Below are 26,565 nucleotides of genomic sequence, written 5' to 3'. Positions count from 1 at the left end.
CGAGCTGACGGCGGATGTCCGGCTGGACGAGGACGTCAGGCCAGATTGATCGTGAACGCCGCGGTGTGCACCTTCCCGTCCACCTGGAAGTCGAAGAACGCCCGGTAACGGCCGGCACTGGGCGCGGTCAGCCAGAACTTCACCTCACCATCGACCAGTTCCGGCTCCGGATGGACGTGCAGGAAACCCAGGTCCCCCTCGCGCACCACCACCAGGTGCCCGTACGCGCCCAGGTAACGCTCCAACTGCACCGGCCCGATCGCCGCGTCCCGGTCCACCCGGAGGGTCAGCGGAACGGTCATCCCGATGGTGGGCGTGCCGGCCATGGACACCGCGTACGGACCGGTCGTCGTCTGCGGCTGCGGCGGGGGCAGTCCGGCCGGTTGGTAACTGCCCGGCACCTCGTGGTCGACGCCGAGCACCAGCGGCACCCCCTTGCCGTCGACCGTGGTCACGGTGAAGTCCGCGTAGATGCGGTAGCCGCCGGGTCGGGTGAGTTTCAGCGGCACGCTCCAGGTGCCGTCGGCCCCCATCGTCGGGTGCAGGTGCTGGTATCCACCGAGGTCACGGCCGACCACGATCATGTGCAGCGGCTTGTCGTGCACCACCGCGAAGCGGGTCACCGGCTGCCCGTCGACCCCCACCACCCGGAACCGGTAGTCGGTCGTCGCGCCGGCCTCCTGGGAGCGCAGCACCGGCTTCAGGGTGTACCCGGCGGCGCTGACGGTCGTACCGGTGGCCTGGTCCTGGCCGTCACCCGGATGCGTGTGCGGGCCGGTTCCCGGCCCGTGCTGATGCCCGTCACCGGCCGACACCGCCTGCGCCGCGTCCCGGCTGCCACCGCCCGGTGCCGAGCCGAGTGGCGTGGTGATGGTGGGTTCGTCGGCGGTGCCGATCCGGCCGAGGGCGAACCCGGCCAGCAGCGTCAGGACGAGTCCACCGACCAGCAGCGCGAGACGCGTGTCGCCGATGCGATGCCACCCACCCGTCGACCCGGATCCGTCCGCCGGGCGTCCACCCCCCGTGGCGCGGCGCCCCTTGGTCTTCGCGGTCGGCTTGGCGCGAGGTGGGGTGGCAGCGGACCGGCGTACCGGCTTGCGACTCCGCTCGACGCGGGCCGCACGGCGTTGCCAGGCGAAGAAGCCGGCGACGGCGACCACGGCCACTACCAGGCCGGCCCAGCCCAGCGGGCCGATGCCGCCCGAGTCGTCGGAGGCGGGTGGCGCGGCGGCGACCGACGGGACCGGTGCCGTGGGGGCGACGGGGGTGCTGTCGCCGGGCGCCGGCTGCGATCCGGTGCCTCCGTGCTGCTCGGCGGCGGCGAGCAGCGACGGATCCGGCTGACCGGTGGGCGGTTGCCAGTCCGGCGGCGCGGCCGTCGGCTTTCCGGTGTACCGGAAGGTGACCGTGCCGCGTACCGGGTCACCGTCGGAGGCCACCGACAGGTAGCTCACCGAGTACTGGCCGGCGGCGGGCAGATGCGCGAGGGCCACCACCGCGGGAAAACCGGTGTTGTACTCGCGCGGCTCGAACACGCCGTCGACCAGGAAGTACTCCCGCACCGGACGGTCCAGTGTGCGGGGTTCGCCATGCGTCCACCCGTTGTCGACCCGGGCACCGCCCGGCGCCGTGACGGTGAAGTACGCGTCCTCGCGGACCCGCTCGGTGAAGTAGAGCTGCACGGCCGTCACGGCCTCGTCGACGGTGGCGCCCTCGGCCGGTGTGGACATCGCCAGGGTGCCGTGCGCTGAGGCGGGCGTGGCCGGCCCGAACAGAATCACGCTGGCGGCAAGAGCCAGAGCGAGCAGACCGGCGGCGACACGGCCGTGAGCCCGAGGGAGATGACGCATCGAACCATCCTCGCGATGACACCGCTTTCTGCAATAGGTCGCCATCTTTTTGTTCAAATAAGAAAAGTTCTCGTCGTCCCGATCGATACCGGGATGGTGGTCCACCGCCGCCGCCCTGATCAGTCGGCGGCGCGTACGGACTCGCGGCCCTCGGCACGGGCCAGGCCGAACAGCTCGCTCGCTCACCCGCACCCGCATCCGGCCGGCTCCGCCGCCAGTGAAGGCGGGAGCCGGCCGGACGGTGACGCCCACGGCTCAGCGCGAGTAGTACTCCACGACCAGTTGCTCGTCGCAGCGAATCGGCACCTCGGCGCGTTGCGGCAGTCGGGTCAGCCGGGCGGTCAACCCGGACAGGTCGACGTCGAGGTACCCGGCCGGGTGCTGCGGGGAATGGGCGCCGGCGGCGGCGATGACGAAGGGCGTCTTGGCCCGGCTGCCCTCGCGCACCGCGAGCACGTCGCCGGGCACCAGCCGAGCGGACGGTCGGTCGACCCGCTGGCCATTGACGTTCACGTGCCCGTGGCTGACGGCCTGGCGGGCCTGGTAGATGGTGCGGGCGAAGCCGGCCCGCAGGACGAGCGCGTCGAGACGACTCTCCAGGTCGATCACCAACTCCTCGCCGGTCTTGCCCGGTCGACGCACCGCCCGGTCGAACGCCCGCCGGAGCTGACGTTCCCGCAGGTCGTACTGGGCCTTCAGACGCTGCTTCTCCAGCAGGCGGACCTTGTAGTCGCTCTCCTTCGTGCGCGAGCGACCGTGGACGCCCGGCGGGTACGGCCGTCGCTCGAAGTAGCGCACGCACTTGGGAGTCAGCGGGATGCCGAGCCGGCGGGAGCGCTTGATCTTAGGGCGGGACTGGTTCATCATCACCTCTCTAGTAAGGTAAGGCTAACCTAAACGGAGGTGGGAACGTTGGGCAAGGCACTGCCGGCCGGAACGACCGGCACCCCGGCGGAACGGCTGCGTACCCTGCTCGCCGGCACCGGGTCACTGACGCTGCGTACCCCCACGCACCGCGCCGACCTGGTCGGTCTGCACACCGTCGCCGCTGACGGGCGGCTGCGACTCGCCCTGCCCGCCCGGACCGAAGTGGCCCGGCAGTTGCTCGACCTGGGCGAGACACCAGCACAGATCGAACTGACCGATCTCGTGCCGCTTCCCCTACGCGACCGGGTCCGTGCCCGCGCCACCCTGACCGGCTGGCTCACCCTCGACGAACTCGACGGTAACGAGGTGACCGCCCGACTCGACCTGGCCAGCGCCGAGCTCGTCGACCCCGACGGCGATGCCGGCGTGGACCCGGACGCACTGGCCGATGCGCGCCCCGATCCACTCGCCGCGCACGAGGCGGACCTGCTGCGCCACCTGCACCGGCATCCGGACGCGCTGCGACGCCTGGGCCGACAGGCCGCCGCCGGCCTCGGCGTCGATGCCCGCACCGTTCACCCACTACGACTCGACAGGTACGGGATCGTGCTGCGCCTGGAGCTGCCGACGCATCACCGGGACGCGCGGATCGCCTTCGCCAGTCCGGCCAACGGACCCCGGGACGCGGCGGCACACCTGGCCCGCCTGATCGGTGCCCACCCGTCCTGCCGGGCCTGCGTCACCCCCCGCCGCTAGTGCGGTGTCCCGAACCACCTTCGCGAACGGAGCCTCCATGCAGCCCAGCCGAGCAGAACTGGCCCGTACCCTGGTCAGCAGCACCACCACGGCGACCGTCGTCGCGGAAGATCTTCCCGCCGCCGTCGCCGACGTACGGCACGGCGCCGACGACGACGGCCGCGTCCTCCTGCTCTGTCACCGCGGCGACCCGCTCGCCATCGGGCCCCGCGACGTGTCCGTCCGAGTCGCCGACGAACCACCCCTGCCGTTCTCGCCCAGTTGGGGCCAGGTCCGGGTGAGCGGTCGGGCAACGCCGCTGGGAGGGGACGCGGCCCGGGCCGCCGCCGACTCGATCGCCGTCACCCTGCCCGATCCCGACCTGCTCGACGTCGGCCACCACACCGTCATCGTCGAGGTGGCGCCGAGCCGCGTCACGCTGCTCCCCCGTCGGGTCGAACCGGATGAGGCCCTCCGATCGCATACGCCCTCACCCTCCGGCGGGCCGACTGCCGACGGCCCGTCGATCGGTTGGGACGACGAACTGGCGATCGATCTCGCCGACTACCGCAGCGCCGACCCCGATCCGATCGCATCGATGGAACGCTCGTTCCTCGTCGATCTGGTCGATCATCACGGCCCGCAGCTCTACCCGTTCCTGCGGCGGCAGCTGGTCGCCTCGGGTGTCGGCCTGCCGGCCGATTGCCTGCCGTGCCCGCTACGGCTCGATCGGTACGGACTGCTCGTCTCCGTGCCCGACGGTGACGCGACCGCCTGTTACCGGCTCTGCTTCACCCCGCCGCTCGATGGCCAGCAGGATCTGCTGGACCGGCTGCATCCGGTGCTGTTCCACCACCAGTGCGACCACCACTGACGAAGTCAGCACGCCGAACGTTTGCCCCGATCTCGCAGCTGCGGCTCGATTACGAATCTGAGGCTGCATATTCGAGCCACGCTGCGCTTCGAGGCTCGCGGCTGCATGGCGTACCGTAGCCCCGTGACGGTGTTTCGGATGGGCGAGGCGGCCGAGCTGCTGGGGGTCAGCGCGGACACGGTGCGGCGCTGGGTGGATGCCGGTCGTCTCGCCGCCACCCGCGACGAACAGGGACATCGATTGATCCACGGTGTCGATCTGGCCGCCTTCGTCCGGACTCAGGCCGGCGATCCGGACGACCGGGCCGACGGGTCCTCGGCCCGTAACCGGCTCCGGGGAATCGTCACCGCCGTGCTCAAGGACGCCGTGATGGCCCAGGTGGACATCCAGGCCGGACCATTCCGGGTGGTGTCGCTGATGAGCCGCGAGGCCGTCGACGACCTGGGACTGTCGGTCGGCTCGGTGGCGATCGCAGTGATCAAGTCGACCACCGTCGTCGTGGAGCGACCGCCGACCAGCGCGGGCATCAGGAGTGACGACTCGTGACGACCCGACTTCTGGTCGTGTTCGCCGCCATGGTGACGGTCGCGCTCGCCGGCTGCCACAGTGGCGAGACCACCGACCCGCCCCCGCAGGGCGGTGCCCTGACCGGTGACGTCACGGTGTTTGCCGCCGCGTCGCTCACCGAGCCGTTCACCCGGATCGGCAAGGACTTCGAGGCGGCGAATCCCGGCGTACGGGTCACCTTCAGCTTCGCCGGCAGTTCCGCCCTCGCGAACCAGATCAACCAGGGCGCCCCGGCGGACGTCTTCGCCTCCGCCTCCCCCGCGAACATGACGACCGTGATCGACGCCGGCAACAGCGGCGGCGACCCGCGCGTCTTCGTGCGCAACCAGCTCGTGATCGCGGTGCCGGACGGCAACCCGGGCGGGGTGAACGGACTGGCCGACCTGACGAAGCCGGACGTCAAGGTCGCGCTCTGCGCCGAACAGGTGCCCTGCGGCGCGGCGGCGGCGCAGGCCCTGGACGCCGCCGGGACCGAACTCATCCCGGTCACGCTGGAACGGGACGTCAAGGCGGCCCTGTCCAAGCTACGGCTGGGCGAGGTCGACGCGGCGCTGGTGTACCGCTCCGACGTACGGGCCGCCGACGAGGACGTCGATGGCATCGAGTTCCCCGAATCGGCCCGCGCGATCAACGACTATCCGATCGTCGTGCTGGGCAACGCACCGAACAGGCCGGCCGCCCGGGCGTTCGTCGACCACGTGCTCTCCGGGCCGGGCCAGGCCGTCCTCGCCGCCGCCGGATTCCAGGCCCCGTAGCCGATGCCCCGGCCTGACGACGTGACCACCCGGTCCGGGCCACCGCCACGATCCAGGCGCACCGGTCGGGTACCCGTCGCGTTGCTGCTGCCCGCTGCTCTCGGCCTGATCTTCCTGCTGCTTCCACTGGCAGGTCTGCTGGTCCGTACGCCGTGGAGCACCCTCCCACAACGCTTGACCGAGCCGGGGGTGCTCGCCGCGCTGCGGCTGTCCGTGCAGGCCGCCACCCTGGCCACGCTGCTCTGCCTCGCCCTCGGGGTCCCCCTGGCCTGGCTGCTCGCCCGCGCCGACTTTCCCGGCCGCCGCCTCGTGCGTGCCCTGGTCACCGTGCCACTGGTGCTTCCGCCGGTGGTTGGTGGCGTGGCTCTGCTGCTCGTCTTCGGCCGGCGGGGCATCCTCGGCGGCTGGCTCGACAGCACCTTCGGATTCACCCTGCCGTTCACCACGGCCGGTGTGGTGCTCGCCGAGGCCTTCGTCGCGATGCCGTTCCTGGTGATCGCCGTCGAGGGCGCGTTGCGCGGCGCGGACGTCCGCTACGAGGAGGCGGCGGCGACCCTCGGCGCGGGGCGGTGGACCACCTTCACCCACGTCACGCTCCCGTTGGTCGCCCCGGGCATCGCCGCCGGAGCGGTCCTGTGCTGGGCTCGGGCGCTCGGCGAGTTCGGCGCCACCATCACCTTCGCCGGCAATTTCCCCGGCCGTACGCAGACCATGCCGCTCGCGGTGTACCTCGCCCTCGAAACCGACCTGGAGGCGGCGATCGTGCTCAGTCTCGTCCTGCTCACCGTCTCGGTGGTGATTCTGGCCAGCCTCCGCGACCGCTGGCTCGGCAGCTCGTGACCGCCGGCTCGAACGCCCCCGGCGTGGATTCGAGCCCGCCGGGCGAGCCATCCCCCGACCGTGCGGTGCTCGACGCCCACCTCGTCGTGGACCGTGGCACCTTCCGACTCGACCTGCCGCTGACCATCCGCCCCGGCGAGGTCGTCGCTCTCCTCGGACCCAACGGGGCCGGCAAGACCACCGCGCTGCGCGCCCTCGCCGGTCTGCTCCCCCTCACCGACGGGCACCTCAGCCTCGTCGGCCGCCACCTCGACCATCCCGGCCGACGGATCTGGGCCCCGACCGAGCAGCGCCCGATCGGCGTCGTCTTCCAGGACTACCTGCTGTTCCCGCACCTGACCGTGCTGGACAACATCGCGTTCGGGCCGCGTCGGCAGGGCCTCGACCGGCGGCGGGCCCGGCTACGGGCCGCGGACTGGCTGGCCCGGGTCGGGCTCGCCGAGCATGCCCGGCGCAAGCCCCGGCACCTGTCCGGCGGGCAGGCCCAACGGGTGGCCCTGGCACGGGCCCTCGCCGTCGAACCGGCACTGCTCCTGCTCGACGAGCCACTCGCCGCCCTCGACGCCCGTACCCGGCTCGACACCCGCGCCCAGCTCCAACACCACCTCGCCGGCCATTGCGGCGCCACGCTGCTGGTCACCCACGACCCGATCGACGCCGTCGTGCTGGCCGACCGGCTGATCATCATCGAGGAGGGACAGCTGGTGCAGGAGGGCGACGTCGCCACCGTCACCGCCCAGCCACGCACCGACTACGTCGCCCGCCTGGTCGGTCTCAACCTCTACCGGGCGCGCGCGGACGGGCACCGCGTGCTGCTCGCCGACGGGTTCCACCTCGTCACCGGCGACCAGCACGAGGGCGGCGTCTTCGTCGCCTTCGCGCCGTCGGCCGTGGCGTTGCATCCCCGTCGCCCCGACGGCAGCCCCCGCAACACCTGGCCGGCCACGATCACCGGGATGCAGCGCCACGGCGACAACCTGCGGGTGCAACTCGACGGCCCGATCACCGTGGCGGCCGACATCACTGCGGCCGCCGCCGCCCAGCTGCGACTGGCACCCGGGCGGACGCTGTGGGCCGCCGTCAAAGCCGCCGAGACCCGCGTCTATCCGGCCGTCGTGGCACCCGCCGACGCCGGGCCGTAGCCCGACCGGTCGCGGGACAGCGTCCGCGTCGTCGACCGGCGACATCGAGCACGGGCGACCGGACCATCGGTCACGGGAAATCGTCCGGGCCGGTGCCGGGTAGCGCTGCCAGCAGTTGACCGGCGAGACCCCGAACCGTGGGGTCGGGCTGGCTGGCCAGTCGGACGAGCAGCGGCCTGGTCCGGTTGTCCTCGCCGTAGTGCCGGGCGAGCGCCAGCAACGCGGTTCGGCGGATCTCCCAGTCCTCGTCGTCGACCAGCCGCATCAGCAGTTCCCGTACCCCCGTCCGGTCGGCCAGGTTGGCCGCGAGTTGCTCCGCGGCGCGGCGGCGTACCTCCAGCGCCGGATCGTCGCGCACCAGACCCACCAGCAGCACCCGGACCTCCGGGTCGTTGCCGAAATGTTCGCCGAGCGCGGCCGCGATGCGGGCCCGGATCGCCGGATCCCGATCGGCCAGCCGGCGCATCAGCCGCAGCGTCACCGCCATGGCGGTCTCGCCTCGCGCGATCAGGCAGCACACCGCCGCGTCGAAGGCCGCCGGGTCGGTGTCGGACTCGATGCACTCCAGCAGCACGTCGGTCACCACGTCCGGGCCGCCGTACGCGCTGAGGGTCTCCACGGCGGCGAGTCGGATGCCGGCGTAACTGTCCCGGCGTGCCCGCCGCGACAGCGTCTCCACCAGCCCTTCGTTGCCACCGTTGCGGGCCAGCGCCTGCGCGGCCGCCCGCAGCACGTTCGGATCGGGATCCCGGCGGACCTGCTCGGCGAGACACTCCACCACCGCCGCGTCGAGCGGCTCGCCGAGGCGGGCCAGGCTACGGGTGACGCGGAGTCGGACGATCGGATCCCGTTCCCGGGCCGCCCGGCTGATGAGCAGCTCCTGCGTGGCGGGCCCGAGCGGCGGCCGACCGGTGAGCAGGTCGACGGCGGCGAGCCGGACCCCGGCGGTGGGATCCTGGCGGGCCCGCTCCAGCAACAGCTCGCCGGTGCGGTGATCCGGGTACGCCTCGGCCAACGCGCGGACGGCGGCGAGTCGCACCATGCCGTCGTGGTCCGTCCGCGCCGCCTGCGCGGCGACCGCCCAGCCGCTGTCGTCGACCCGGTACCGGTCGGTCAACGCCGCCACCGCCGCCGCCCGCACCGACGCGTCCTCGTCCTGCTCGATCCGGTCGACCAACCGGTCCCGGCACCGCCCGTCCGGGTCGTTGACCAGCACCAGTCGCTGTACGGCGACCGCGCGGACCCGTGCCGAGGCGTCCGAGCCGGCAAGTTTCAGCAGGAGCTCGGTCCCCTCCGGGTCGCCCTGCCCCGGCAGCAGCTCGCACACCAGGCAGCGCCGCACTCCGTCGTGGGAGTCACCGGCGATCCGGGACAGGGCACGCCCTCGGGCCGTCTCGCTCTGCTCGGGGAGGGTGAGCAGGCAACGCAACGCGGACTGCACCACGCCGGGGTCGGGGTCGGTGGCCAGCAGTCGGTGCAGCGTATCGGTGACGTCGGGCAGGTCGAGACAGCGTGCGGCGAGCACCGCCACAGCGGCCCGCCGCACGCCGGTGTCCCGGTCCTCGGTCGCCCGCGTCAGCAGCAACCGTCGAGTGTCCTCGGCCAGTTCGGGCCGCCCGCCGAGGGACTGCAGGGCGAGGGCGCGGACCGCCGCGTCGGCGGAACCAGCGAGTTCGGTAAGCGCCACGACCAGCTCGCCGCCGGCACCGAAGTTGGCGACCAACGCGCGTACCGCGGCCTGGCGGACTGCGGTCGAGCCTTCCGCCCGGGCCTGCGCGAGCAGCAGCTCCTGGCACTGGCGGCGACTGCGGCCGGTGGCGTCCAACCTGCCGGCGGCCTCCGCCAGGCCCGCGACCAGCGCGATTCGCGCCTGCCGCTCGCGGCCCTGCCCGAGCTCCCGGACCAGCAGCTCCTCCAGCTGCTCCTCGGCGGTGGACAGTACCGCCGCCGACCGGGTGGCGAAGGTCGAACCGGAGCGCCAGCTGGTACGCACCCCGCGGCGGCGGTACCAGTGCAGGAAGACGGACCGGCCGGGCCACTGCGGCCCGAGCGCCCGGATCGAGGAGAGCAACTCCTGCTCGGTGACCTCGACGAGGTTCGGATCGACGGCGGAGATGCCGTGCTCGATCAGCAGCACGACCTGGCGTAGCACCGCCTCGCCGGACCCGGCCAGCCCGGCCGGCCGCGGTGCCTCCGCCACGCACTGCGCGGCCAGCACCAGGTTCCACGGTGGGCTGGGCAGGTTCAACGGCGGCCACGGTCGGTTGACCTCGGTGGCCAGCAGGGTCACCAGCTCGTTGGCGACCTCGGCGGGCAACGCGCTGGCGACCAGCCGCAGCACCTCGCGCCAGGACGGATCCGCCCAGTGCTCGCGGAAGAGCGCACGCAACTGGTCGATCCCCCAGGTGTCCGGGTCATGATCGAACCTGTCCACGATCTCCTCGGCACAGAAGAACTCCAGAAACGTACGGTGCACGAACCCGAACAGGCGCAACCCGTACCGTTCCAGGATGAAGCTGCGCTGGCGCAATTTGTCAATCATCGAGTACGCCATGGCGTGCGCGCGTTCGTTCTCGAAACCGTAGAACTCCACCAGGTGGTCCCGGAAGATGCGCGACAGTTCATCTGCCTCGATGTAGTTGCCGGCCGGCCCCGACTCCCGGCACTGCATCCAGAAGGCCAGGTGGCGCAGCAACCGCAGCTTCGCCTGCGGATCCAACGGCGGCACGTCGCCGTGGCTTTCCCGCAGTTGCTTGGTCACGTCCCATTCGGAGATCAGCACGTCCGTGACGTGCGCGTAGAGCCGGCGACGGTTGCGGGGCAACGGGCGGTCCCGACCGACGATCGCCATGAGCATCAGCAGCAACGGATTGCCGGCGATCTCGTGCATCGCCCGGGATCGCCGCACCACCTCGAGGATCTGCCGCCGCTGACGGTCCGCCTCGACCGACGGGGTCGGCACCACGTACTGGTACCAGTTGCCGAGGAACCGCGCGATCCGCTCGTCGTCGAGATCTTCCAAGGTGAAGTGGTCGAATCCGGCGTTGGCGAAGGTGTGCCGAAGGTAGCCGGCCGTCCGAGAGGTGACCACGGTGCGTACGCCCGGATACTCGTTGGCGAAGGTGGCGATCTGCCCGGCCATCTCCTCCCGTTGCGCCGGGTCGAACACCTCGTCCAGCCCGTCGAAGAGGAACAGCGCCTGCCCGCCCTGCCGCAGGTATGCCTCCAGCACGTCCCGGTCGATGCCGGCCAGCCCCTGCTGGTGCCGGTGGCCGACGTAGTCCAACAGCCCGTCGCACCGGCCGTCCCCGCGATGCGCCGCATACGATCGCAGCTCGATCAGGACGGGGAGGTACCGGTCCAGCGCCGCCAGCCGAGGCTCCTCACAGACCCGGCCAGCGCGAGGGCGAGGTAACGTGCCGCCGCCGACTTCCCGGAGCCGGGGTCGCCGAGCAGCACGATGGCCCGCCGGGCCGGATCGCAGACCACGTCGAACAGCGCCGACGCGTCCTTGGCCGCGTACTCCTCCCAGAGCCGTTCCACGTCCCTCGGGTCGACCACCCCGGGCAGCGCGCCGGCATCGCCGTCCGGCCCGGAGCCCGCCCAACGCCACCAGGCCAGCGGCATCTCCGGTCGGGCATCCTCATGCACCCGAGGCTCGACGAACACGTTGGACAGGCCGACGGTGAGGTAGCCGATGGTGGGCCGGGGCGCGACGGCGTCCAGCGGCACCGCCTGGTACCGCAGTCGGAGTTGCTTGTGGTACTGGCTGCGGACCGCCTCCGGCAGGTCGGTGTCGGGGTCGCCGGGCTCACGCGCCGGTGACCGGCCGCTGCGCACATCGGCCAGCGCCACGGTGACCTTCGCCGACAGATCGTCCACGCTGGAGAAGAACGCGCACAGATGGCGTTCCTTCAACTCGTTGCGCAACGCCACGATCTGCTGCCAGTCGCCGTTGCGGTCGATCATGTCGACCGGCCAGGGCGTGTCCTCGGCGAGCAGAAAGATCAGGCACGGCTTGCCGCCGGCGAGTGCCTCCCGGTATTCGAGCTCCGTGATGGAGGATTCCTGGCCCGGCGGCCGGTAACCGTAGCGCCAGGCGAAGAGCCCGACGTATAGATCGCATCTGCGTACGTCGGTCAGGCAGCGTTCCAGGGGTGGGCGGACGTCGGCCCCGTACGCCTCCATGGCGACGTCCTCGATCTCCAGGCGACGTGCCACCGCGTGTACGGCCGCACGGTATTCCAGCAGGTCCTTTTGGGTGGCCGAAATGTAGACCTTCATCGACGGCAAACTCCAGGGGTGGCTGGCGACCGCATTCTTCAAAATATCAGTCGTCGTCACATCCATCCGGCCCGTGACGGCCGCACCACCGGTCACATATCGGCCTTCCCGCCACGGATGGGCCTATGATGGCCGCGGGACGGATTCGATCCGGTCACCGGCCGCAGGTCCATGCCCGCCGGTGTCCCCCGTGGTGCCGATGCGGAGGAACCATGCTCACGGTGGGCGAGGTGCACACCAGCCTGCTACAGCACAGCACGGCGCTGGCGCAGGAGCAGAGCGCCGAGGTACTCAGCCTGGTGGAGGGCGAGGCGGTGCTGACCTCCCGGCGTCCGTCGCTGTACGCGGTCTCCCCCGACGTCCGTACCGGGGTGGACTGCTGGCTGCCGAGCGCGAAGAACCGCCAGCTGCGGGGGGTGGGCGCGGTGGTGACCCGGGCCGTCATCACCGGCGGTCGAATCGTGCAGGCGTCGTCCATCATCCAGGTCGTCGCCGGGGAGCGTCGCCGGCCGTGGTCGCACTACCTGGCCAACTCCGGGGTGCTGGAGACGGTCGGCAAGCTGGACGCCGACGACCTGACGGGTGGGTTTCTACACGGCAACGCCGCCGACGTGCTGAACCTGGACGCGATCACCGGCCGGGTGCTCGACAGTGTGCAGATGTCCGACCTGCTGGACCGACGTCCGCCACTGCGTGCGGCCCGCACCCGGTTGCGGTGGACCGCCCAGGTGCATCAGCAGCCGGGCGAGAACGCCACGGCGGACGTCGCGGTGGACTCACCGACGCTGCGCACCGTACGACTCACGGTGAGCCCGCAGGACGTGCCGGCGGCGGTCGCCGGCCTCTGCGAGGATCTCGCCCTGCACGACTGGCTGCTCACCATGCTGTCCGCCCTGGTGGAGGCCGCGGTGACCCGTGCCGGCTCGACGCAGGAGCACATCGAACGGCTGCGGCCGGTGCTGGAGCACCTGTTGCATCTGTGGCTGCCCGGTGCCCGGGTCGACCCACGGCTGCGGCCGATCTGGGACCGGCTGGAGCAGGTGCCAGGGTTCAGCCGGCAGTGGCAGTCCTCAGTGAACTGGATCCGGGATCAGATCACCGTCGGCAACATGGCCATCCTGCGCGACCTGGCCGCCCGGGCGGTCGGCCAGCCGTGTGGGCCCGGCACGCTCACCGAACCGCTCTCGACCGCGACCGCCGGCCGGGGCCCGTCGGACCGCAGGCGCAATCGTGGTGCGCAGGCACCACGCGGCTGATCAGTCCCCGATGAACACGTAGCTCAGCCGGTCGACCAGTTCGTCGGGCAGTTCCAGGCCCTCGCTGCCGGCCCGCTTGGCGACCTGCCGCGCGACCGGGGGTGGCACCGCCACCTGCCCGAGGATGGTCCGCACGGCCAACTCGACCGGCAGGTACCGGGTGTCCATCATCGTCACCGTGCGGTAGCCGCAGAACGGCGTGGCGTCCGGGTTCAACTGGACGATAGCGGGGAGGCGGTCCCAGTCGGTCGGCAGCGGCTCGTCGGCGGAGAGGCGGTACGGCTGGGTGATCGTCTGCCCCCGGTGCCGCAGCACACCCAGCCGGGTCATCTGCCACACCGAGGCGAGCAGCGCACAGGCCCACACCCGACGGTCCGGCTCGTCGGACCACAGTTCGATGTCGACGAAGATGGAGTGCGGCGCGTCGCCGGACTGCAACGGTGGGGACCACGGCATCGGCAGCGTCATCGCGGGCGCGTCGGCGTGCCCCGGCGAACGCTTGCCGTTGGACAGCCAGCCCGACTCGCTCAGCGGTGGTCGGCTGCCCGTGGTGTTGCGTGGTGGCTCCACGACCAGGGTGTCCACCACCAGCCGGGCCAGTTCGACATCGTCGTAACGGGCGAAGCTGGACTCGCGGGCCACATAGTCGAGCACCAGCCCGTGCTCCGCCGCGGCTTGCTGCACCTGCGGGATCACCTCGCGCGGGGTGGCGAACCGGTGGAAGTAGTCGTCGACGAGGAAACACGTGCTGATCCTGGGTTGCCGATGGGGGCGCAGCCCTCGGCGGGCCAGCGCCGGGATCGCCTGCGCCCAGTCCGCGATCCGGGCGAACTTGCGCCGCAGGTCGCGGCATCCGTCGCCGAAATCCTCGGCGTAGACGTGCCCCAACTCGACGGACAAGTGCGAGTACGGCACGCTCTCCGTCCGGCGTACCGCGGCTGCCTCCTGAAACCTGACGTCCACGCTCATCACACGGTCTCCCATGCGGTATCGTCGAAGAGATTCTTGGTCAGCTCCACGAAGGCGTCCACGGTCGCGGCGTTGGCGATCTTGGCTTGCACGTCACTGTCGGAGATCAGCTGCTCACGCCATTGCAGGAGTGGGTCCAACGGCACCGCGCCGAGCAGTGTGGTCTGGCCGAGGCCCCGCTTGCTGGCCTGTTCTTTCAGTTCCGCGTGGCATTGGCGCAGGAACGCCTGCTGGGCCAGGTCGAGATGGCCGACCTCCGGCCCGCGTGAGTCGATCACCGCGGTCCGCACGAACCGCAGTGACTCCCGTAGCCGGTCCGGCTCGTGGCCGTACTCCTTGCCCATCGCCAGGATCCCGCCGGCCTCGAAGGCGAGATCCGCCGCCGCCGTGACGTGCTGCGGTGTCCAGCGGTGGAAGACCAGCCACCGCACCGTCACCTTGCGCAAGGTCCGGTTGGCGGTGGCCGCCAGCGCGATCTGGCTGGCGTACGAGCGACCGGCGCTGAGATCCACGAGGGTCAGATCGAACTCCTCCTCCAGTCGAAGGAAGAGCTCGGCGCAGCGCCGACCGATGTCGGCGGTGAAGCCGAACTCGCTGCCGTTGCGCTGCCCGGGCAGCAGCACCAGCGAGCTGGAGCGGGGCGGTCGTTGGCGCAGGCTGACCCGCTCCGAGGTGCTCCACACGTCCAACTGCTCCGGGGACGGGATCTCGCCGCGGAGGTAGCGGTGCAGGCCGCCGCCGTTCGGGCCGGCTCCCTCGATGCCGTTGGTGGCCTGGGGGATCTGGAACGTGATGCCGGCCGTCGGCGAACCGAAGTCGTAGTCCAGGTAGCAGGTGGAGCGGCCGGAGAGCGCGCTGCGGTAGGCGATGTTGGCCGCGGTCACCGAGCGCCCGGTGCCACCCTTGTGTGACGTGACAAAGACCAGCATTCAGATCCCCTCGCTGGCCTTCTGTTGGCCGGTGGTGATGTCGTTCAGCTGTAGCAGCAGGGTGCTGGCCAACGCGGCGGCCGTGCCCGGCTGATCGTCCACAAGCGACTGAGCGCGGCGCAGCGTCGCCCGAATGCTGCGCATGCTGCGCTGCATGGCCTCGCCGACGAACGTGCCGCTCATCAGCTCGCGGTCGAACACGTACTCGGCCTCGTCGATCAGATCCTGGGAATAGGCGGCAAGGTTGACGGCGCGGGGGAACGGCCGCTCCCAGAGCAGCTGACCGGCGTTGACCAGGGCCTGCACGACCCGCTCGGTCAGGTACCAGGAGGGCGCCTCGGGCAGCGGAGCCAACCCGGGGAACGCGCCACCGGCATGATCCCACAGCCCTCGGTGCCGACCGTCGGGAATGCGCCGCAACAGGAGGTGCTCCCACACCTCGTCCGCGAGTTCGAGCAGCTCGCTACGGTGTCGGGCATTGTTCAACAGCCCGGCGACGGTGGTGGCCCGCTGGAGCAGCACCGTGGAGAACTCGTTGACGTTCCACGTCATGATTGGTTTCGAGGTGGCGTCGTTCAGCGTCACCTGCTTGCCCGGGGCGTGCACGACCAGCGCTGCCTCTTTCGGCGAGGCGCGCCGGGTGATCCGACCCCGCTGCGCCAGCTCCACCAGCACGTTGCCGATCCGCCCGAACTCCTCGTCACCGCCGCGACCGCTGGCGACCAGCCCCTTCACCGCCAGCGACGTGGCCTGCAGGGTGTAGTAGTCGGTCCGGTCGCCGTCGGTGGTACGCCAGGGAATGTCCTCGATCGGCCACCGTCGTCGGTTGCCGAAGGTGGCCACCGTCGCCCAGTACCTGCGGGTCAACTCCCAGCGCAGTTGCAGGATCCGGAACAGTCGCTGCTGTTCCTCGTTGAGTAGACCGAGCAGACGGGTCCGTTCGGAGTTGAGGTCGTCGATGGCGTCCACCGCGATGACGGTGAAGTACAGGTAGGGAGCGTTCTCGGCCGAGCCCTCGCGTTGCGGGCCGATCGGTTCGGTCGTCGTCACCTCCTCGGCGCCGGCGATCGTCCCCCACGACCAGCCGCACTCGAAGAGCATCTCGCTGTTGTCCAGGTCCTCGGTGACCTGACCGGAACCGACCACCACGTTGCGCAGACTCGCCATGGTGTCCCGCAACTGTGCCCGTAACGCGGTCACCACCTCACGGCGCGGCACCTCGTCCTGGTTGACCATGTCACAGAGCCGGATGCCGAACTCGTCCGTCGCGGCGAAGACCGACGTGCTGAAGCTGCGTAGCAGCCCGACCATGGCCGCGGTCAGCCGGATGCTCGCCATCTCCTCCAGCTTGCTCAACTGGGCCCGCAGGTCGGCCCGCTGAGTGGAGGGGCGGTAGATCTTGACGAAACCGATGGTCGCCAGGGTGAGCGTGACCGACACCGCGAACGAGTCGACCACGTCCATCGAGCGCTGCTCGTCGGTGAGGTCCGGACCACCTTCGACCGGGGTGAGGTAGCTGCCACCACCAAAGGTCGGCGCGCCGCTGTCGTCGGTGTAGCGGACGAAGTACTCGGTCATGATCTTGACCAGTCGGCGGGGAATCTCAATGGCGCCGCCCATCGCGCCGAACGCCTCGATGACCTCCTCGTCGATCCGGTCCGGATCGTCAAGCGACAGCACCGGGATCTTGGTCGCCGGCAGCAGCAGGGTCAGCAGTTGCTCCGCGTCACTGATGGAATTGGACCCGCTCCGACCGCCCCAGTCCCATTCGCCGTTGCGTAGACAGCTACGCACCGTGGCCCGCCAGATGTCGAGAATCTCCTGGCGCGGCTGCATCCGCATGGTCCACCACCGTCTGCTGTAGTCGTCGAAACGGAGCTGCTGAGGTTGCCTGACCCACGATGATCCACGATGACGTGCACCCATCATCGTATCCCTGCCGGAGCGTGACCTGAACGGCCGTGCGTACCGATGTCTCGGAGAAATCAGACCGGCCAAGTGTCCAGGTGAGAGGGCGCGAGGGCGGCAATGTGTGAGGTCAGCCGCGGCTACGTCCGGTGACCAGCAGCATGCCCAGATAGCCGTCGCGCAGCGACGGCGTGGGACGCACCTCGTGCATGTCCACGTCGTACGCTCCGGCCGCGATGCTCGCCACCACTTCGGCGCGGTGCAGTTGCACGGCCGGAAACCAGTGCTGTCCGACGCGGTAGCCGTTCGAGCCCAGCATGAATGCCGCAGCGAACGGCGAGCCTGGAAGCAACGCCCCCAGGAACCGGCCGATCGCGCGCTCCGCCTCGGCCCGGTCAGCCGAGATCGAGCAGGCGACGAAGAACATGGTGCCCGCACCCCAGACCCGTCTGGGCAGGTCGAAGACGCTCAGCTGCGACACCCGACCCACCCGGGCCAGGTGGCTGCGGGGGTCGGTCAACGCCGCGTAAGCAGTGTGCTCCGCACACACCCGCCAGTACGCGTCCCAGCACTCGTCATAGCCGCCGATCTGATCACGCAACCAACGCACATTCGCGGTGGAATATTCGCAGAGTTCGACGCTGCGCGCGAATGGCAGAAGCGACAGTGTCGGGTAGAGGTTTGCGCCCGAGCCGACGTCGACACAGTGTGCGCCGGAAATCTTCGCACCCGCGAAAAAGTCTCTTATCCGACAGAGAATTTCGCGATCATCATCGCGCAGGACCGAGTAGTTGTGCTGGACGTAGGCGCCCGGGTCGAAGCCGTCCCACTCGACCTCGGAATTGACCGTTCCCGGGGACTCAACTCGTGGCGGCGGGGTCGACGGCTCACTACAACCTGCACCAGCCGCCGGAATCAATGCCATGGAGGTGCCTCCATTGAAGTCGGCAGATCACTGTGGTCGTTGCCCGACGCACGCAGCCCGTCGCCCATTATGCATCGGATGCGATACCGATTCGCAAGTGTCGACCTTGCCGACTCGATCATCGGTCGGTTTCGTCCCGCCGCCGACGATGATTGATCGGCGTCGACCACAGCGGTTCCGGCGGTCGTGGTGGACCGCGATCAGCAACCGGAGAGCGGCTGAATGCGATCAGCCGCCGGCGCCCTCGGCCGAGCCGTCCGGACCGAGCGCGCCCTCCACCTCGCCGACGTCGAGATGCACATGCTGGTGGCCCTGCCCGGCGTCAATGTTGACCTGGTCGAGCTGGGTCGCGGCCACGGACCACGTGGTGACGGCGAGGGTGGCCTGCCGCGCGGCCAACTGCATCCGCTCGGCACGCCCACTGGCCGGACCGGCCAGCGCGAGAGCAACCGCGTCGACCGCGACGGCCACCTGGTCGACGGCGCTACGCAGACCGCCACGGGCGACGTTGGTGGCGGTCATGCCCGACGGCGGGTCGGCGAACTGGGCGACCAGCCGCCCTACGGTCTGCTGCCACTGGTCGACCTTGGCCTGCTCGGGCGTGCGCCCCGCCTCGGCGTCCTGGCGGACGGCGCGAATGATCGGCGCGAGTTCCTCACCCGTCCGGCGAGCCATCTCGGTGAGCTCGACGATCTGCTGCGCGTCCCGCTCGGCGTCGGCCTGGCGCATCTTCGCCACGCTCGCCTCCGTCGGGTCCGGTCGACCGACAGCATGCCCGACCAGCCCGCCGGCCGGGGCCGCCACCAGGACCGCAGCCGCGGCGGTGGCGACGATCCACGTCCTCTTCCGGTGCTGCCCCGCGGGCGAGGCAACCAGGTAGGAGGGCCTTCCGGTTCGGCGGGACATGTCACCCCTCGCATCGACGGCTGTTGCCTGGGAGCGTAGCCCTTACCCCGAGCAACGTCGATAGTTTCCGAACCGCAGACCGAACTTTCGCCCACCTATACGAAAGCCCCTTCGGTCTACCCCTCGGCCGGCACGCCCAGCCGGGTGAGCGCGCTACGGGCGCGGGCCTGTTCCTCGGGTCTGTCGATCTCCGTTGCCAGGGTCAGCGCCTCGACGTGCCGTGCGACCGCCTCGTCGCGTGCGCCCTGGCCGGTCAGCGCCCGCCCGAGCCCGTTGAGCACACAAGCCTCGCCGTAACGCTCCCCGATGTCGCGGAAAAGGGCGAGGGCCGGTTCGTAACACTCGACGGCCTCCGCGAACCTGCCCAGCGCGACGTATGCGTCACCGAGGTTGTTCAGCGCGGTCGCCTCGCCGCCGAGATGCCGCAGCTCACGAAAGATCGCCAGGGCACGGCTGTTCTGGTCGACCGCGGCACCGGGGCGGCCCAACCGTTCGTGGACGGCGCCAAGGTTGGTAAGGGTGTTTGCCTCGCCGACCCGGTCGCCGATCTGGACGAAGCGGTCGAGCGCCAACTCGTGGTAGCCACCGGCGCGCTCCCAGTACCCGGCGGCGCTGTGCACGACACCGAGGTTGCCCAACACCCGGGCCTCACCGCGACCGTCACCGGCCGCGCGGAACAGCGGCAGCGCGCGCTCCAGATGCCCGACGCCCTCCGGGTAGCGGCCCAACTGCCAGCACACCACCCCCAGATTGGTCAGCGCGGTGGCCTCGGCGACGGTGTCGCCGAGCAGCCGCGCCGCATGCTCGGCCTCGGTGTGCACGGTGATCGCATCGGCCGGGTAACCGCCGTTGTCGAGATAGACGTAGAGGGTGCCGGCGAGCCACACGGCGTGCTGCGGCCAGCCGTTGCGGGCCGCGTGCACACACACCGCCACGAGGGTGGCGCGTTCCGCGTCCAGCCAGCGCAGCGCGGTCCTGGGCTTGTCGAGCACCGGGACGGCCGGGGGTGGCTGGGGCAGTGGCGGCCGACGGTGCCGCTCGGCCGGATACAGCGTCTCCATCGCCGCCGCCGCACTGTACAGGTAGTGGTCGAGCAGGCGGGTCAGGGCGGCCCGCCGGTCCGCCGGTCGGTCCTCCTCCCGGCCGCGCTCCCCCGCGTAGGCACGAACGAGGTCGTGTAACGCGTACCGCCCGGCGACGGGCTGCTGGACCAGATATTCGGCGGCCAGATGACGCAGGTCGGCCGCGGCGGAGGCCGGGTCGCTGTCCAGCAGGGCGGCGGCACCGTGCTCGTCCAGGTCCGCGCCGGGATGCACGGCCATTCGCCGCAACAGCGTCTGCCGCTGGTCCGGCAGATGCTGGTACGACAGGTGCAGGGCCAACTCCACACCACTGTCGAGTCGGCGGTGTCGGTGACGCTCGTCCAGCAGGTCGGCGTGGTCGGTGACCGTCCACCCGGGCCGCGAGGCCATCTGGCCGACGACCACACTCAGCGCCAACGGCAGGTACCCGCAGCGCAACGCGACTCGCCGATGCGCCGACGGGTCGCTGCCCACCGCCACGCCCGGATTCGAGCGGACCAGCAGCCTCTCCGCCTCCTCCGGCGTGAACAGGTCGAGGTCGAGCTGCACCGCCTCGTCCAGGTCGGCGAGCCGGCGACGGGAGGTGATCAGTGTCAGGGTGCCGGCCGAGCGCGCCAGGAGGGGGCGTACCTGCTCCGCGCCGGCCGCGTTGTCGAGCACGACCAGCACCCGTCGACCCGCGAGCCGCTCGCCGAACGCCGCCGCGCGCTGCGCCATGCCGAACGGGATCTCGTGACCGGACATGCCCAGCAGGCGCAGGAATCCGTCCAGCACCGCGCCCGGTTCGGCCGGTGGCTGCCCGGGATCCGGATGATAGCCCCGCAGGTCGACGAAGAGCGTCGTATCGAAGTGCCCCTCGCCGACCAGTGACTGGCCGGCGTGTACCGCGAGGTGGGTCTTGCCGACCCCGGCCATCCCGGCGAGCACGCAGACCTCCGCGCCGACCCCGTCCGGGTCGGGCTCGGCGGTCAGCACGGCCAACTCCCTGAGCCGGACGAGTTCCGCCTGACGACCAGTGAAGGCCCCCGCGTCGTCGGGCAGCCGGTCGAGCACCCGCACCTGGGCGGCTGCGGTCGTCTCGGCGAGACTCACCCGCAGTGCCTGTCGCCAGTGCGCGAGGTAGCCCGTCTCGTCGTGCAACGCCTGCACGACGGCGAGCATCAGGTCGGCGTTGATCCGCCGCCGCCCGGTCTTGAAGCAGTCCACCACGGTGCCCCGGCGAGCCATCTCGTCGACGGGACGACCGTCGGCCCGCCACCGCTCGTTGACCCGCCGGGTGATCGTCTCGTACGACGGATCACCGGCCCAGAGCTTGAGCGCCCGCAGGCAACCGATCAGTTCGTCGAGGCTGTGGGCCGTGCCCGGGTCGGGTGGCCCGTTGGACACGGCAGCCTTCATGACACCCACGAGTTGCGACGATAACAATCGATCCCACGCCACCCCGTACGGAATCGTTTGGACTTCGCCGGCGGGTGCGACGGACGTGTTGGGATCAGGCGGGGTGACGGCCGCCACGGGGTACGGGGGCGTGGCGGCCAGCAAGCGTCAGGCCGCCCCCGGCGCAGTCGGGCGGACCTTCCGGAATGTCAGGCGAAGCGGGCCGGGTCACCGGCACCCACCCGGACGATCTCGGGCTCGCCGTCGGAGAAGTCCACCACAGTCGTCGGTTCGGTACCGCAGTCACCCGCGTCGACCACGGCGTCGACGGCATGGTCGAGGCGTTCCTTGATCTCCCAGCCCTGGGTCATCGGCTCCTCGTCACCGGGCAGCAGCAGGGTGCTCGACAGCAGCGGCTCGCCGAGCGCGTCCAGCAGCGCGCGGGTGACCGGATGAGCGGGAATGCGCACCCCGACGGTCTTCTTGCGGGGGTGCCACAGCCGCCGGGGCACCTCCTTCGTGGCGGGCAGGATGAAGGTGTAGCTGCCGGGGGTGGCCGCCTTCACCGCCCGGAACACCGCATTGTCCAACTGCACGAAGTGACCGAGCTGAGCGAAGTCGCGGCACACCAACGTGAAGTGGTGGCCGCTGTCGAGGTGGCGGATCTCCCGGATCCGGTCCATGCCGTCCTTGTTGCCCAGCTGGCAGCCCAGGGCGAAGCAGGAATCCGTGGGGTAGGCGATCAACCCGTCTCCGCGAACGATCTCGACCACCTGACCGATGGTGCGCGGTTGCGGGTTGTCCGGGTGCACGTCGAAGTACCTCGCCATGGGCGAAGCTTAGAGCGATCGCATCCGCTGTCGCGTTGCCGACAGTGACACGCCCACTCAGGCGTCGACGCCCATCGTTGTCTTCATGGTCGTACGCGCACCCGGCGGCGGCTACGGGGACAAGCTCCGGCCCCCCACGACGCCAACCCCGGTCCGGGTCACCGTGCTCGCGTTCGCGCTACTGTCACTGCTGTTCGCGCTCGCGACGGTGCACCGGTCGCTGGCCGCGAAAGGTTCCCTCGGCGCCGTCGTCTTCTTCGCCGTGATGGCCGCCGCGTGCGCCCTGGTCGCGGTCAGCCTGGCGGCCCGCCGCCGCTGGGCGCCATACCCCGCGTACGCCCTGGCGGGTCTGCTGGCCGCCGCCGCGCTGGGACTCTTCGGCCCGATCACGATCGTCGGCCTGGGCCTGCTCGCCTGGGTGGCGGTGGCGCTGAACACCCGGTCCTCGCGGGACTGGTTCGGCCGGCGCGGTCGGCTGCGCTGACCGTCTGGTCCCGGGTGCGCCACCGACCGGCGTGCCGGCCCTCGACAGGGACCCCAGCGGTGTCATCCGGTGCCTGCTGGCGGATGGCCCGGCAGGCGATCAGGCTGCACCGGAGCCACTGGCCGACTACTTTCCCCGCGAGTTGGGCTGATCAAGGGCCGCCGGCCGACGCCTTGACGGGCGAAGATTAGTCAGTAATAGTTGAGTCTATGCAGGTTGAGCTTTTTTCGCTGGCGGCGCGGGCGCGTACCCACGCGGCACTCGGCGACCCGGCGCGCCTGGCGATCGTGGACGCGCTCACCCTCGGTGACGCCTCGCCCGGCGAAATCGCCGACCGGCTCGCCATGCCGACCAACCTGGTCGCCCATCACGTCAAGGTCCTCACCCAGGCCGGCCTGGTGGTGAAGGTCCGTTCCGAGGGCGACCGGCGGCGCACCTACCTCCAGTTGCGCCCCGAAACACTCGCCGCCCTCGCCACCCCCCGGCTGACCGGGGTCGGTCGGGTGGTCTTCGTCTGCACCCACAACTCGGCCCGCTCGCAGCTGGCCGCCGCGCTGTGGCGGCACCGCACCCGTGGTGCCGCCGCCTCGGCCGGCACCCAACCGGCGGCCCGGGTCCACCCCCGCGCGGTCGCCGTGGCCCACCGCCACCAGCTCGACCTCGACCCCACCGGCACCGCCCACGTCGCCGACATCGTGCGCAGCGACGACCTCGTCATCGCCGTCTGCGACAACGCCCACGAGGGACTGACCGACCAGCTACGCCCCCGGCTGCACTGGTCGGTGCCCGACCCGGTCCGGGTGGACACCGACGAGGCGTTCGAGTCCGCCTACACCGACCTCGCCGACCGGGTCGCCCGGCTCGCTCCCGCCGTCCTACCCGGAGACCCACGATGACCCACCTCGCCCGCAGTCCCCGCCCAGACCTCTCGATCGATCAACGTCTGGCCCTGCGTACGGCCGCAACCCGCCTCGCCGACGAGTTCCACGGCACGTACGGCACCGAGACGATCGAACGTTTCCTGCACAGCAGCTACGACCAGTTCGCCGTCGACGGTCGGATCCCCCACTACCTGCCCCTGCTCGCCGAACGCTTCGCCCGCCAGCGGCTACAGGCACTGGCCCGCGTCGAAGGCCATCACCGTGACGGCCGGCCCGTCGTCCTGTTCCTGTGCACCCACAACGCCGGCCGCTCGCAGATCGCCCTCGGGTTTCTCACCCACCTGGCCGGCGATCGGGCCGTGGCCTGGTCCGGTGGCAGCGAACCGGGCACCGAGATCAATCCCGCCGCCGTGGCGGCCATGGCCGAACGCGGTATCGACATCTCCGACGAGTTCCCCAAGCCCTGGACCGACGAGGTGGTCCGCGCCGCCGATGTGGTGGTCACCATGGGCTGCGGCGACGCCTGCCCGGTCTTCCCCGGCACCCGCTACGAGAACTGGGACCTTGCCGACCCTGCCGGCCTCGACGTCGACGACGTCCGGCCGATCCGCGACGAGATCGAGCGGCGGGTACGGCGACTCCTCGACGAGTTGAACGTTCCCACCCGATAGCCATCGAGGAGAAGCACAACCGATGACCATCGCACTTTCGCGGCGTCTGCTGGCCGAGTTCACCGGCACCGCCCTGCTGGTCACCGCCGTGGTCGGCTCCGGCGTCATGGCCACCGACCTGTCCCCGGACGACGTCGGCCTGCAACTGCTCCAGAACTCGATCGCCACGGCCTTCGCCCTCGGCGTACTGATTCTGATGTTCGGGCCGGTCTCCGGCGCTCATTTCAATCCGGTCGTCTCCGCCGCCGACTGGCTGCTCGGCCGCCGCTCGGGCGCCGGCCTCTCCCCCCGGGAGCTCGCCGGCTACGTCGCGGCGCAGGTGACCGGGGCCGTCGCGGGGTCGGTGCTGGCCAACCTGATGTTCGGCCTGGGCGCGGTCAGCCTCTCTGTCCGGGAGCGCGGCGGTGGCAATCTGTGGCTCGGTGAGGTCGTCGCCACCGCCGGACTGGTCCTGCTGATCTTCGCGCTGGCCCGGTCCGGCCGCGCCACCGTGGCGCCGGCCGCCGTGGGCGCCTACATCGGGGCCGCCTACTGGTTCACCTCGTCCACGTCGTTCGCCAACCCCGCCGTCACGGTCGGCCGGGCGTTCACCGACACCTTCGCCGGCATCGCCCCGGCCTCCGTACCGGGCTTCGTGGTGGCACAGGTCGTCGGTCTCGCCGTCGGTGTCGGCCTACTGGCGGCCCTCTACCCGGACGCCGGTGCCGCCGCCGACCAGGTGGTCGTGCCGGCCGACGACCAGGCGACCCCGAGCCGACACCCATGACCTCCACGCACGGCAGACCGCCAGCCACGACCCCCGCACCGCAGAAAGGCACCTCGTGACCGACAAGCCCAGCGTCCTGTTCGTCTGCGTACACAATGCCGGCCGTTCCCAGATGGCCGCCGGCTGGCTGCGCCACCTCGCCGGTGACGCCGTCGAGGTCCGCTCCGCCGGCTCCGCGCCCGCCGAGACGATAAACCCGGCAGCCGTGGCGGCCATGCGCGAGGTGGGCATCGACATCACCGACCAGACCCCCAAGCTCCTTGAGTACGCCACCGCGGAGTCCTCCGACGTCATCGTCACCATGGGTTGCGGTGATGCCTGCCCGGTGTTCCCCGGCAAGCGCTACGAGGACTGGAAGCTCGATGACCCGGCCGGCAAGGGCGTGGCGGCGGTCCGCCCGATCCGCGACGAGATCCGTACCCGGGTCGAGAGGCTGCTGGCCGACCTGCGGACAGCCGGCTGACGCCTGCCGCGCGCCCGGACGGGCGCAGTCAGAAGCATGCACCGTGAGTGCAAAATCCCACTGCCTTTTCGTTGACGGGCCTGACCTCGATGCCGGAATACTGCTTCCAGTCCCGAGATCGGAGGCAACGATGACGGCGGACCCACACGGCGAGCTTCCCCCCGGGTTTCTCGCCGCCGGACCTGACGAACCGGTGGTCATGCTCAATCTGCTGCGGTTCGCCGACGGCGGCCGCGCGCGGTACCAGCAGTACGCGAAGGCTTTCGCCACGACCGTCGCGCCGCACTACGGAGTCGAGGTCGTCTACGCCGGCGACGGTGACGACGCCCTCATCGCCGCGGCGGGTCAGCAGTGGGACGCGGTCCTGCTGGTGCGCTATCCGACCCGCCGGGCGTTCAGTCAGATGATCGCCGATCCCGCGTACCAGCGGATCGCCCACCTGCGGCGGGAGGCGCTGCGCGAGGCCGTGCTGCAACCCACCCGCCCGTGGGGACGGACGCCACGACACGGAGACTTGCCCGAACGCCGACCGGCTGGTTAGGTATGCCTAACCAAAGTTCGGGAGGAGTTCAATGTCGTCGCTCACCGCGTCCGAGGCGATCGACGGTCTGGACAGTGCCGTCGTCACCACCGACCAGGTCGACATCCCGGCGCTGGCCGAGGTCTACCGCCGCGTGCACGCCGCCGACCTGCACCTGGTCGACCACACCGTGCCGACGGTGGAGGAACGCCTCTGGTGGACCGCCGAGGCCCCCGGTTTCGAGGCGGCGCTCGGGTACGTCGACGGCCGGCTCGTGGGGACGGTCATGGGTTGCCCGCTACCACCGGAGACCCTCTGGTGGCGTGACCTGACCTCCGTCAAGGATCCCGACCTGGCGGTCGAGTGGCCGGGCCGCACCTTCGCGGTCTGCGAGGCGTTCGTGCTGCCCGAGTACCGCCGCCACCGTCTCGGGTTCCGGATGACGGTCGAGTTGCTGGCCCGACGGCGCGAGGAGCGGGTGTCACTCGCCGTCGCCGAGACCAACACCCGGGTGTGGCACGCGCTGCAACGAACCGGGTTCGACCACGTCGGCGACCTCGTGCCGTTCCCCGGCTGGCGCTCGCACCGGATGTTGGTGCGGGCACTGCCACTGGCCAACCGGCCCTGAGCCGACGCCCACGCCCGCCCGTCGGCAGTCGCCCAGGGACGTGCCATCGAGGGTCG

25 protein-coding genes are annotated in these 26,565 nt (G+C 70.9%); 14 read left to right on the top strand and 11 right to left on the bottom strand.

Features of this window, described 5'->3' with window-relative positions:
- Positions 1–35 precede the first annotated feature (35 nt).
- Positions 36–1,850: a copper resistance CopC family protein gene (locus O7601_RS19925; RefSeq protein WP_281562605.1), complete on the bottom strand. Its 1,815-nt coding sequence runs from the start codon at positions 1,848–1,850 to the stop codon at positions 36–38.
- A gap of 255 nt (positions 1,851–2,105) precedes the next feature.
- A complete protein-coding gene (gene rpsD, locus O7601_RS19920) occupies positions 2,106–2,714 on the bottom strand; it encodes a 30S ribosomal protein S4 (protein WP_281566981.1) in 609 nt (202 codons plus the stop codon).
- A 39-nt stretch (positions 2,715–2,753) separates the two neighbouring features.
- Between rpsD and O7601_RS19915 the strand changes: the two genes are divergently transcribed.
- The 6 genes from O7601_RS19915 to O7601_RS19890 all read left to right on the top strand — a co-directional run bounded on the left by O7601_RS19915 (position 2,754) and on the right by O7601_RS19890 (position 7,630).
- Positions 2,754–3,473 (top strand): DUF2470 domain-containing protein, encoded by a 720-nt coding sequence (locus O7601_RS19915; RefSeq protein ID WP_281562604.1) that lies wholly within the window; start codon positions 2,754–2,756, stop codon positions 3,471–3,473.
- A gap of 37 nt (positions 3,474–3,510) precedes the next feature.
- A complete protein-coding gene (locus O7601_RS19910; RefSeq protein WP_281562603.1) occupies positions 3,511–4,326 on the top strand; it encodes a hypothetical protein in 816 nt (271 codons plus the stop codon).
- Between the two features lie 123 nt (positions 4,327–4,449).
- Positions 4,450–4,872, top strand: coding sequence for a helix-turn-helix domain-containing protein (locus O7601_RS19905; RefSeq protein WP_281562602.1), 423 nt, complete (start codon positions 4,450–4,452; stop codon positions 4,870–4,872).
- Between the two features lie 29 nt (positions 4,873–4,901).
- On the top strand, positions 4,902–5,648 hold the full coding sequence (gene modA, locus O7601_RS19900; protein ID WP_281566980.1) for a molybdate ABC transporter substrate-binding protein: 747 nt from the start codon (positions 4,902–4,904) through the stop codon (positions 5,646–5,648).
- Positions 5,649–5,669: 21 nt separating this feature from the next.
- Positions 5,670–6,488, top strand: a complete 819-nt coding sequence (locus tag O7601_RS19895) for an ABC transporter permease (protein WP_281562601.1) — start codon at positions 5,670–5,672, stop codon at positions 6,486–6,488.
- A 23-nt stretch (positions 6,489–6,511) separates the two neighbouring features.
- On the top strand, positions 6,512–7,630 hold the full coding sequence (locus O7601_RS19890; protein WP_281562600.1) for an ABC transporter ATP-binding protein: 1,119 nt from the start codon (positions 6,512–6,514) through the stop codon (positions 7,628–7,630).
- A 70-nt stretch (positions 7,631–7,700) separates the two neighbouring features.
- On the opposite strand, the gene O7601_RS19885 is transcribed toward O7601_RS19890, so the two are convergent.
- A complete protein-coding gene (locus O7601_RS19885; protein WP_281562599.1) occupies positions 7,701–10,916 on the bottom strand; it encodes a HEAT repeat domain-containing protein in 3,216 nt (1,071 codons plus the stop codon).
- A 53-nt stretch (positions 10,917–10,969) separates the two neighbouring features.
- Complete coding sequence (locus O7601_RS19880) at positions 10,970–11,914, bottom strand: DUF4062 domain-containing protein (RefSeq protein ID WP_281562598.1); 945 nt, start codon at positions 11,912–11,914, stop codon at positions 10,970–10,972.
- A 212-nt stretch (positions 11,915–12,126) separates the two neighbouring features.
- Between O7601_RS19880 and O7601_RS19875 the strand changes: the two genes are divergently transcribed.
- Positions 12,127–13,170 (top strand): SCO2521 family protein, encoded by a 1,044-nt coding sequence (locus O7601_RS19875; RefSeq protein WP_281562597.1) that lies wholly within the window; start codon positions 12,127–12,129, stop codon positions 13,168–13,170.
- Here O7601_RS19875 and O7601_RS19870 read toward each other — a convergent pair whose 3' ends face one another.
- The 7 genes from O7601_RS19870 to O7601_RS19840 form a co-directional block, all read right to left on the bottom strand.
- On the bottom strand, positions 13,171–14,139 hold the full coding sequence (locus tag O7601_RS19870; RefSeq protein WP_281562596.1) for an SCO2522 family protein: 969 nt from the start codon (positions 14,137–14,139) through the stop codon (positions 13,171–13,173).
- On the bottom strand, positions 14,139–15,068 hold the full coding sequence (locus O7601_RS19865) for an SCO2523 family variant P-loop protein (protein ID WP_281562595.1): 930 nt from the start codon (positions 15,066–15,068) through the stop codon (positions 14,139–14,141). Before O7601_RS19865 ends, O7601_RS19870 begins: the two co-directional genes overlap by 1 nt.
- Positions 15,069–16,910 (bottom strand): SCO2524 family protein, encoded by a 1,842-nt coding sequence (locus O7601_RS19860; protein ID WP_281562594.1) that lies wholly within the window; start codon positions 16,908–16,910, stop codon positions 15,069–15,071.
- A gap of 196 nt (positions 16,911–17,106) precedes the next feature.
- Positions 17,107–17,901 (bottom strand): SCO2525 family SAM-dependent methyltransferase, encoded by a 795-nt coding sequence (locus tag O7601_RS19855; RefSeq protein ID WP_281562593.1) that lies wholly within the window; start codon positions 17,899–17,901, stop codon positions 17,107–17,109.
- Between the two features lie 228 nt (positions 17,902–18,129).
- Positions 18,130–18,807, bottom strand: coding sequence for a hypothetical protein (locus O7601_RS19850; RefSeq protein ID WP_281562592.1), 678 nt, complete (start codon positions 18,805–18,807; stop codon positions 18,130–18,132).
- A 116-nt stretch (positions 18,808–18,923) separates the two neighbouring features.
- The gene (locus O7601_RS19845) at positions 18,924–21,287 is read right to left on the bottom strand and encodes a tetratricopeptide repeat protein (protein ID WP_281566979.1); all 2,364 of its coding nucleotides are present in this window, start codon (positions 21,285–21,287) and stop codon (positions 18,924–18,926) included.
- Between the two features lie 188 nt (positions 21,288–21,475).
- Positions 21,476–22,096, bottom strand: coding sequence for an L-threonylcarbamoyladenylate synthase (locus tag O7601_RS19840; protein WP_281562591.1), 621 nt, complete (start codon positions 22,094–22,096; stop codon positions 21,476–21,478).
- Between the two features lie 85 nt (positions 22,097–22,181).
- Here O7601_RS19840 and O7601_RS19835 point away from each other — a divergent pair, with 85 nt between their 5' ends.
- The 7 genes from O7601_RS19835 (at position 22,182) to O7601_RS19805 (ending at position 26,509) form a co-directional block, all read left to right on the top strand.
- Positions 22,182–22,580, top strand: a complete 399-nt coding sequence (locus O7601_RS19835) for a hypothetical protein (RefSeq protein WP_281562590.1) — start codon at positions 22,182–22,184, stop codon at positions 22,578–22,580.
- A gap of 209 nt (positions 22,581–22,789) precedes the next feature.
- Positions 22,790–23,476, top strand: a complete 687-nt coding sequence (locus O7601_RS19830; RefSeq protein WP_281562589.1) for a helix-turn-helix domain-containing protein — start codon at positions 22,790–22,792, stop codon at positions 23,474–23,476.
- Positions 23,473–24,132, top strand: a complete 660-nt coding sequence (locus tag O7601_RS19825; protein WP_348650207.1) for an arsenate reductase ArsC — start codon at positions 23,473–23,475, stop codon at positions 24,130–24,132. The genes O7601_RS19830 and O7601_RS19825 overlap by 4 nt, the downstream gene beginning before the upstream one ends.
- Positions 24,133–24,154: 22 nt before the next feature.
- Positions 24,155–24,898: an MIP/aquaporin family protein gene (locus O7601_RS19820; RefSeq protein ID WP_281562588.1), complete on the top strand. Its 744-nt coding sequence runs from the start codon at positions 24,155–24,157 to the stop codon at positions 24,896–24,898.
- 55 nt (positions 24,899–24,953) lie between these two features.
- A complete protein-coding gene (locus O7601_RS19815) occupies positions 24,954–25,361 on the top strand; it encodes an arsenate reductase ArsC (protein ID WP_281562587.1) in 408 nt (135 codons plus the stop codon).
- Between the two features lie 130 nt (positions 25,362–25,491).
- Complete coding sequence (locus tag O7601_RS19810) at positions 25,492–25,902, top strand: DUF1330 domain-containing protein (protein WP_281562586.1); 411 nt, start codon at positions 25,492–25,494, stop codon at positions 25,900–25,902.
- A gap of 31 nt (positions 25,903–25,933) precedes the next feature.
- On the top strand, positions 25,934–26,509 hold the full coding sequence (locus tag O7601_RS19805) for a GNAT family N-acetyltransferase (RefSeq protein ID WP_281562585.1): 576 nt from the start codon (positions 25,934–25,936) through the stop codon (positions 26,507–26,509).
- Positions 26,510–26,565 lie beyond the last annotated feature (56 nt).

The sequence above is a fragment of the Verrucosispora sp. WMMD573 genome (genome assembly GCF_027497175.1).
In the GTDB taxonomy this organism is placed as follows: Bacteria; Actinomycetota; Actinomycetes; order Mycobacteriales; family Micromonosporaceae; genus Micromonospora.
This window is presented reverse-complemented; position numbering and strand designations above follow the sequence as displayed.

Coding starts and splice junctions, on each gene's coding strand:
- O7601_RS19860 (WP_281562594.1), bottom strand. CDS start 16,910: ATGCGGATGCAGCCGCGCCAGGAGATTCTCGACATCTGGCGGGCCACG.
- O7601_RS19880 (WP_281562598.1), bottom strand. CDS start 11,914: ATGAAGGTCTACATTTCGGCCACCCAAAAGGACCTGCTGGAATACCGT.
- O7601_RS19840 (WP_281562591.1), bottom strand. CDS start 22,096: ATGGCGAGGTACTTCGACGTGCACCCGGACAACCCGCAACCGCGCACC.
- modA (WP_281566980.1), top strand. CDS start 4,902: ATGGTGACGGTCGCGCTCGCCGGCTGCCACAGTGGCGAGACCACCGAC.
- O7601_RS19805 (WP_281562585.1), top strand. CDS start 25,934: ATGTCGTCGCTCACCGCGTCCGAGGCGATCGACGGTCTGGACAGTGCC.
- O7601_RS19865 (WP_281562595.1), bottom strand. CDS start 15,068: ATGCTGGTCTTTGTCACGTCACACAAGGGTGGCACCGGGCGCTCGGTG.
- O7601_RS19820 (WP_281562588.1), top strand. CDS start 24,155: ATGACCATCGCACTTTCGCGGCGTCTGCTGGCCGAGTTCACCGGCACC.
- O7601_RS19875 (WP_281562597.1), top strand. CDS start 12,127: ATGCTCACGGTGGGCGAGGTGCACACCAGCCTGCTACAGCACAGCACG.
- rpsD (WP_281566981.1), bottom strand. CDS start 2,714: ATGAACCAGTCCCGCCCTAAGATCAAGCGCTCCCGCCGGCTCGGCATC.
- O7601_RS19910 (WP_281562603.1), top strand. CDS start 3,511: ATGCAGCCCAGCCGAGCAGAACTGGCCCGTACCCTGGTCAGCAGCACC.
- O7601_RS19830 (WP_281562589.1), top strand. CDS start 22,790: ATGCAGGTTGAGCTTTTTTCGCTGGCGGCGCGGGCGCGTACCCACGCG.
- O7601_RS19925 (WP_281562605.1), bottom strand. CDS start 1,850: ATGCGTCATCTCCCTCGGGCTCACGGCCGTGTCGCCGCCGGTCTGCTC.
- O7601_RS19855 (WP_281562593.1), bottom strand. CDS start 17,901: ATGGCATTGATTCCGGCGGCTGGTGCAGGTTGTAGTGAGCCGTCGACC.
- O7601_RS19835 (WP_281562590.1), top strand. CDS start 22,182: ATGGTCGTACGCGCACCCGGCGGCGGCTACGGGGACAAGCTCCGGCCC.
- O7601_RS19825 (WP_348650207.1), top strand. CDS start 23,473: ATGACCCACCTCGCCCGCAGTCCCCGCCCAGACCTCTCGATCGATCAA.
- O7601_RS19810 (WP_281562586.1), top strand. CDS start 25,492: ATGACGGCGGACCCACACGGCGAGCTTCCCCCCGGGTTTCTCGCCGCC.
- O7601_RS19850 (WP_281562592.1), bottom strand. CDS start 18,807: ATGTCCCGCCGAACCGGAAGGCCCTCCTACCTGGTTGCCTCGCCCGCG.
- O7601_RS19870 (WP_281562596.1), bottom strand. CDS start 14,139: ATGAGCGTGGACGTCAGGTTTCAGGAGGCAGCCGCGGTACGCCGGACG.
- O7601_RS19845 (WP_281566979.1), bottom strand. CDS start 21,287: ATGAAGGCTGCCGTGTCCAACGGGCCACCCGACCCGGGCACGGCCCAC.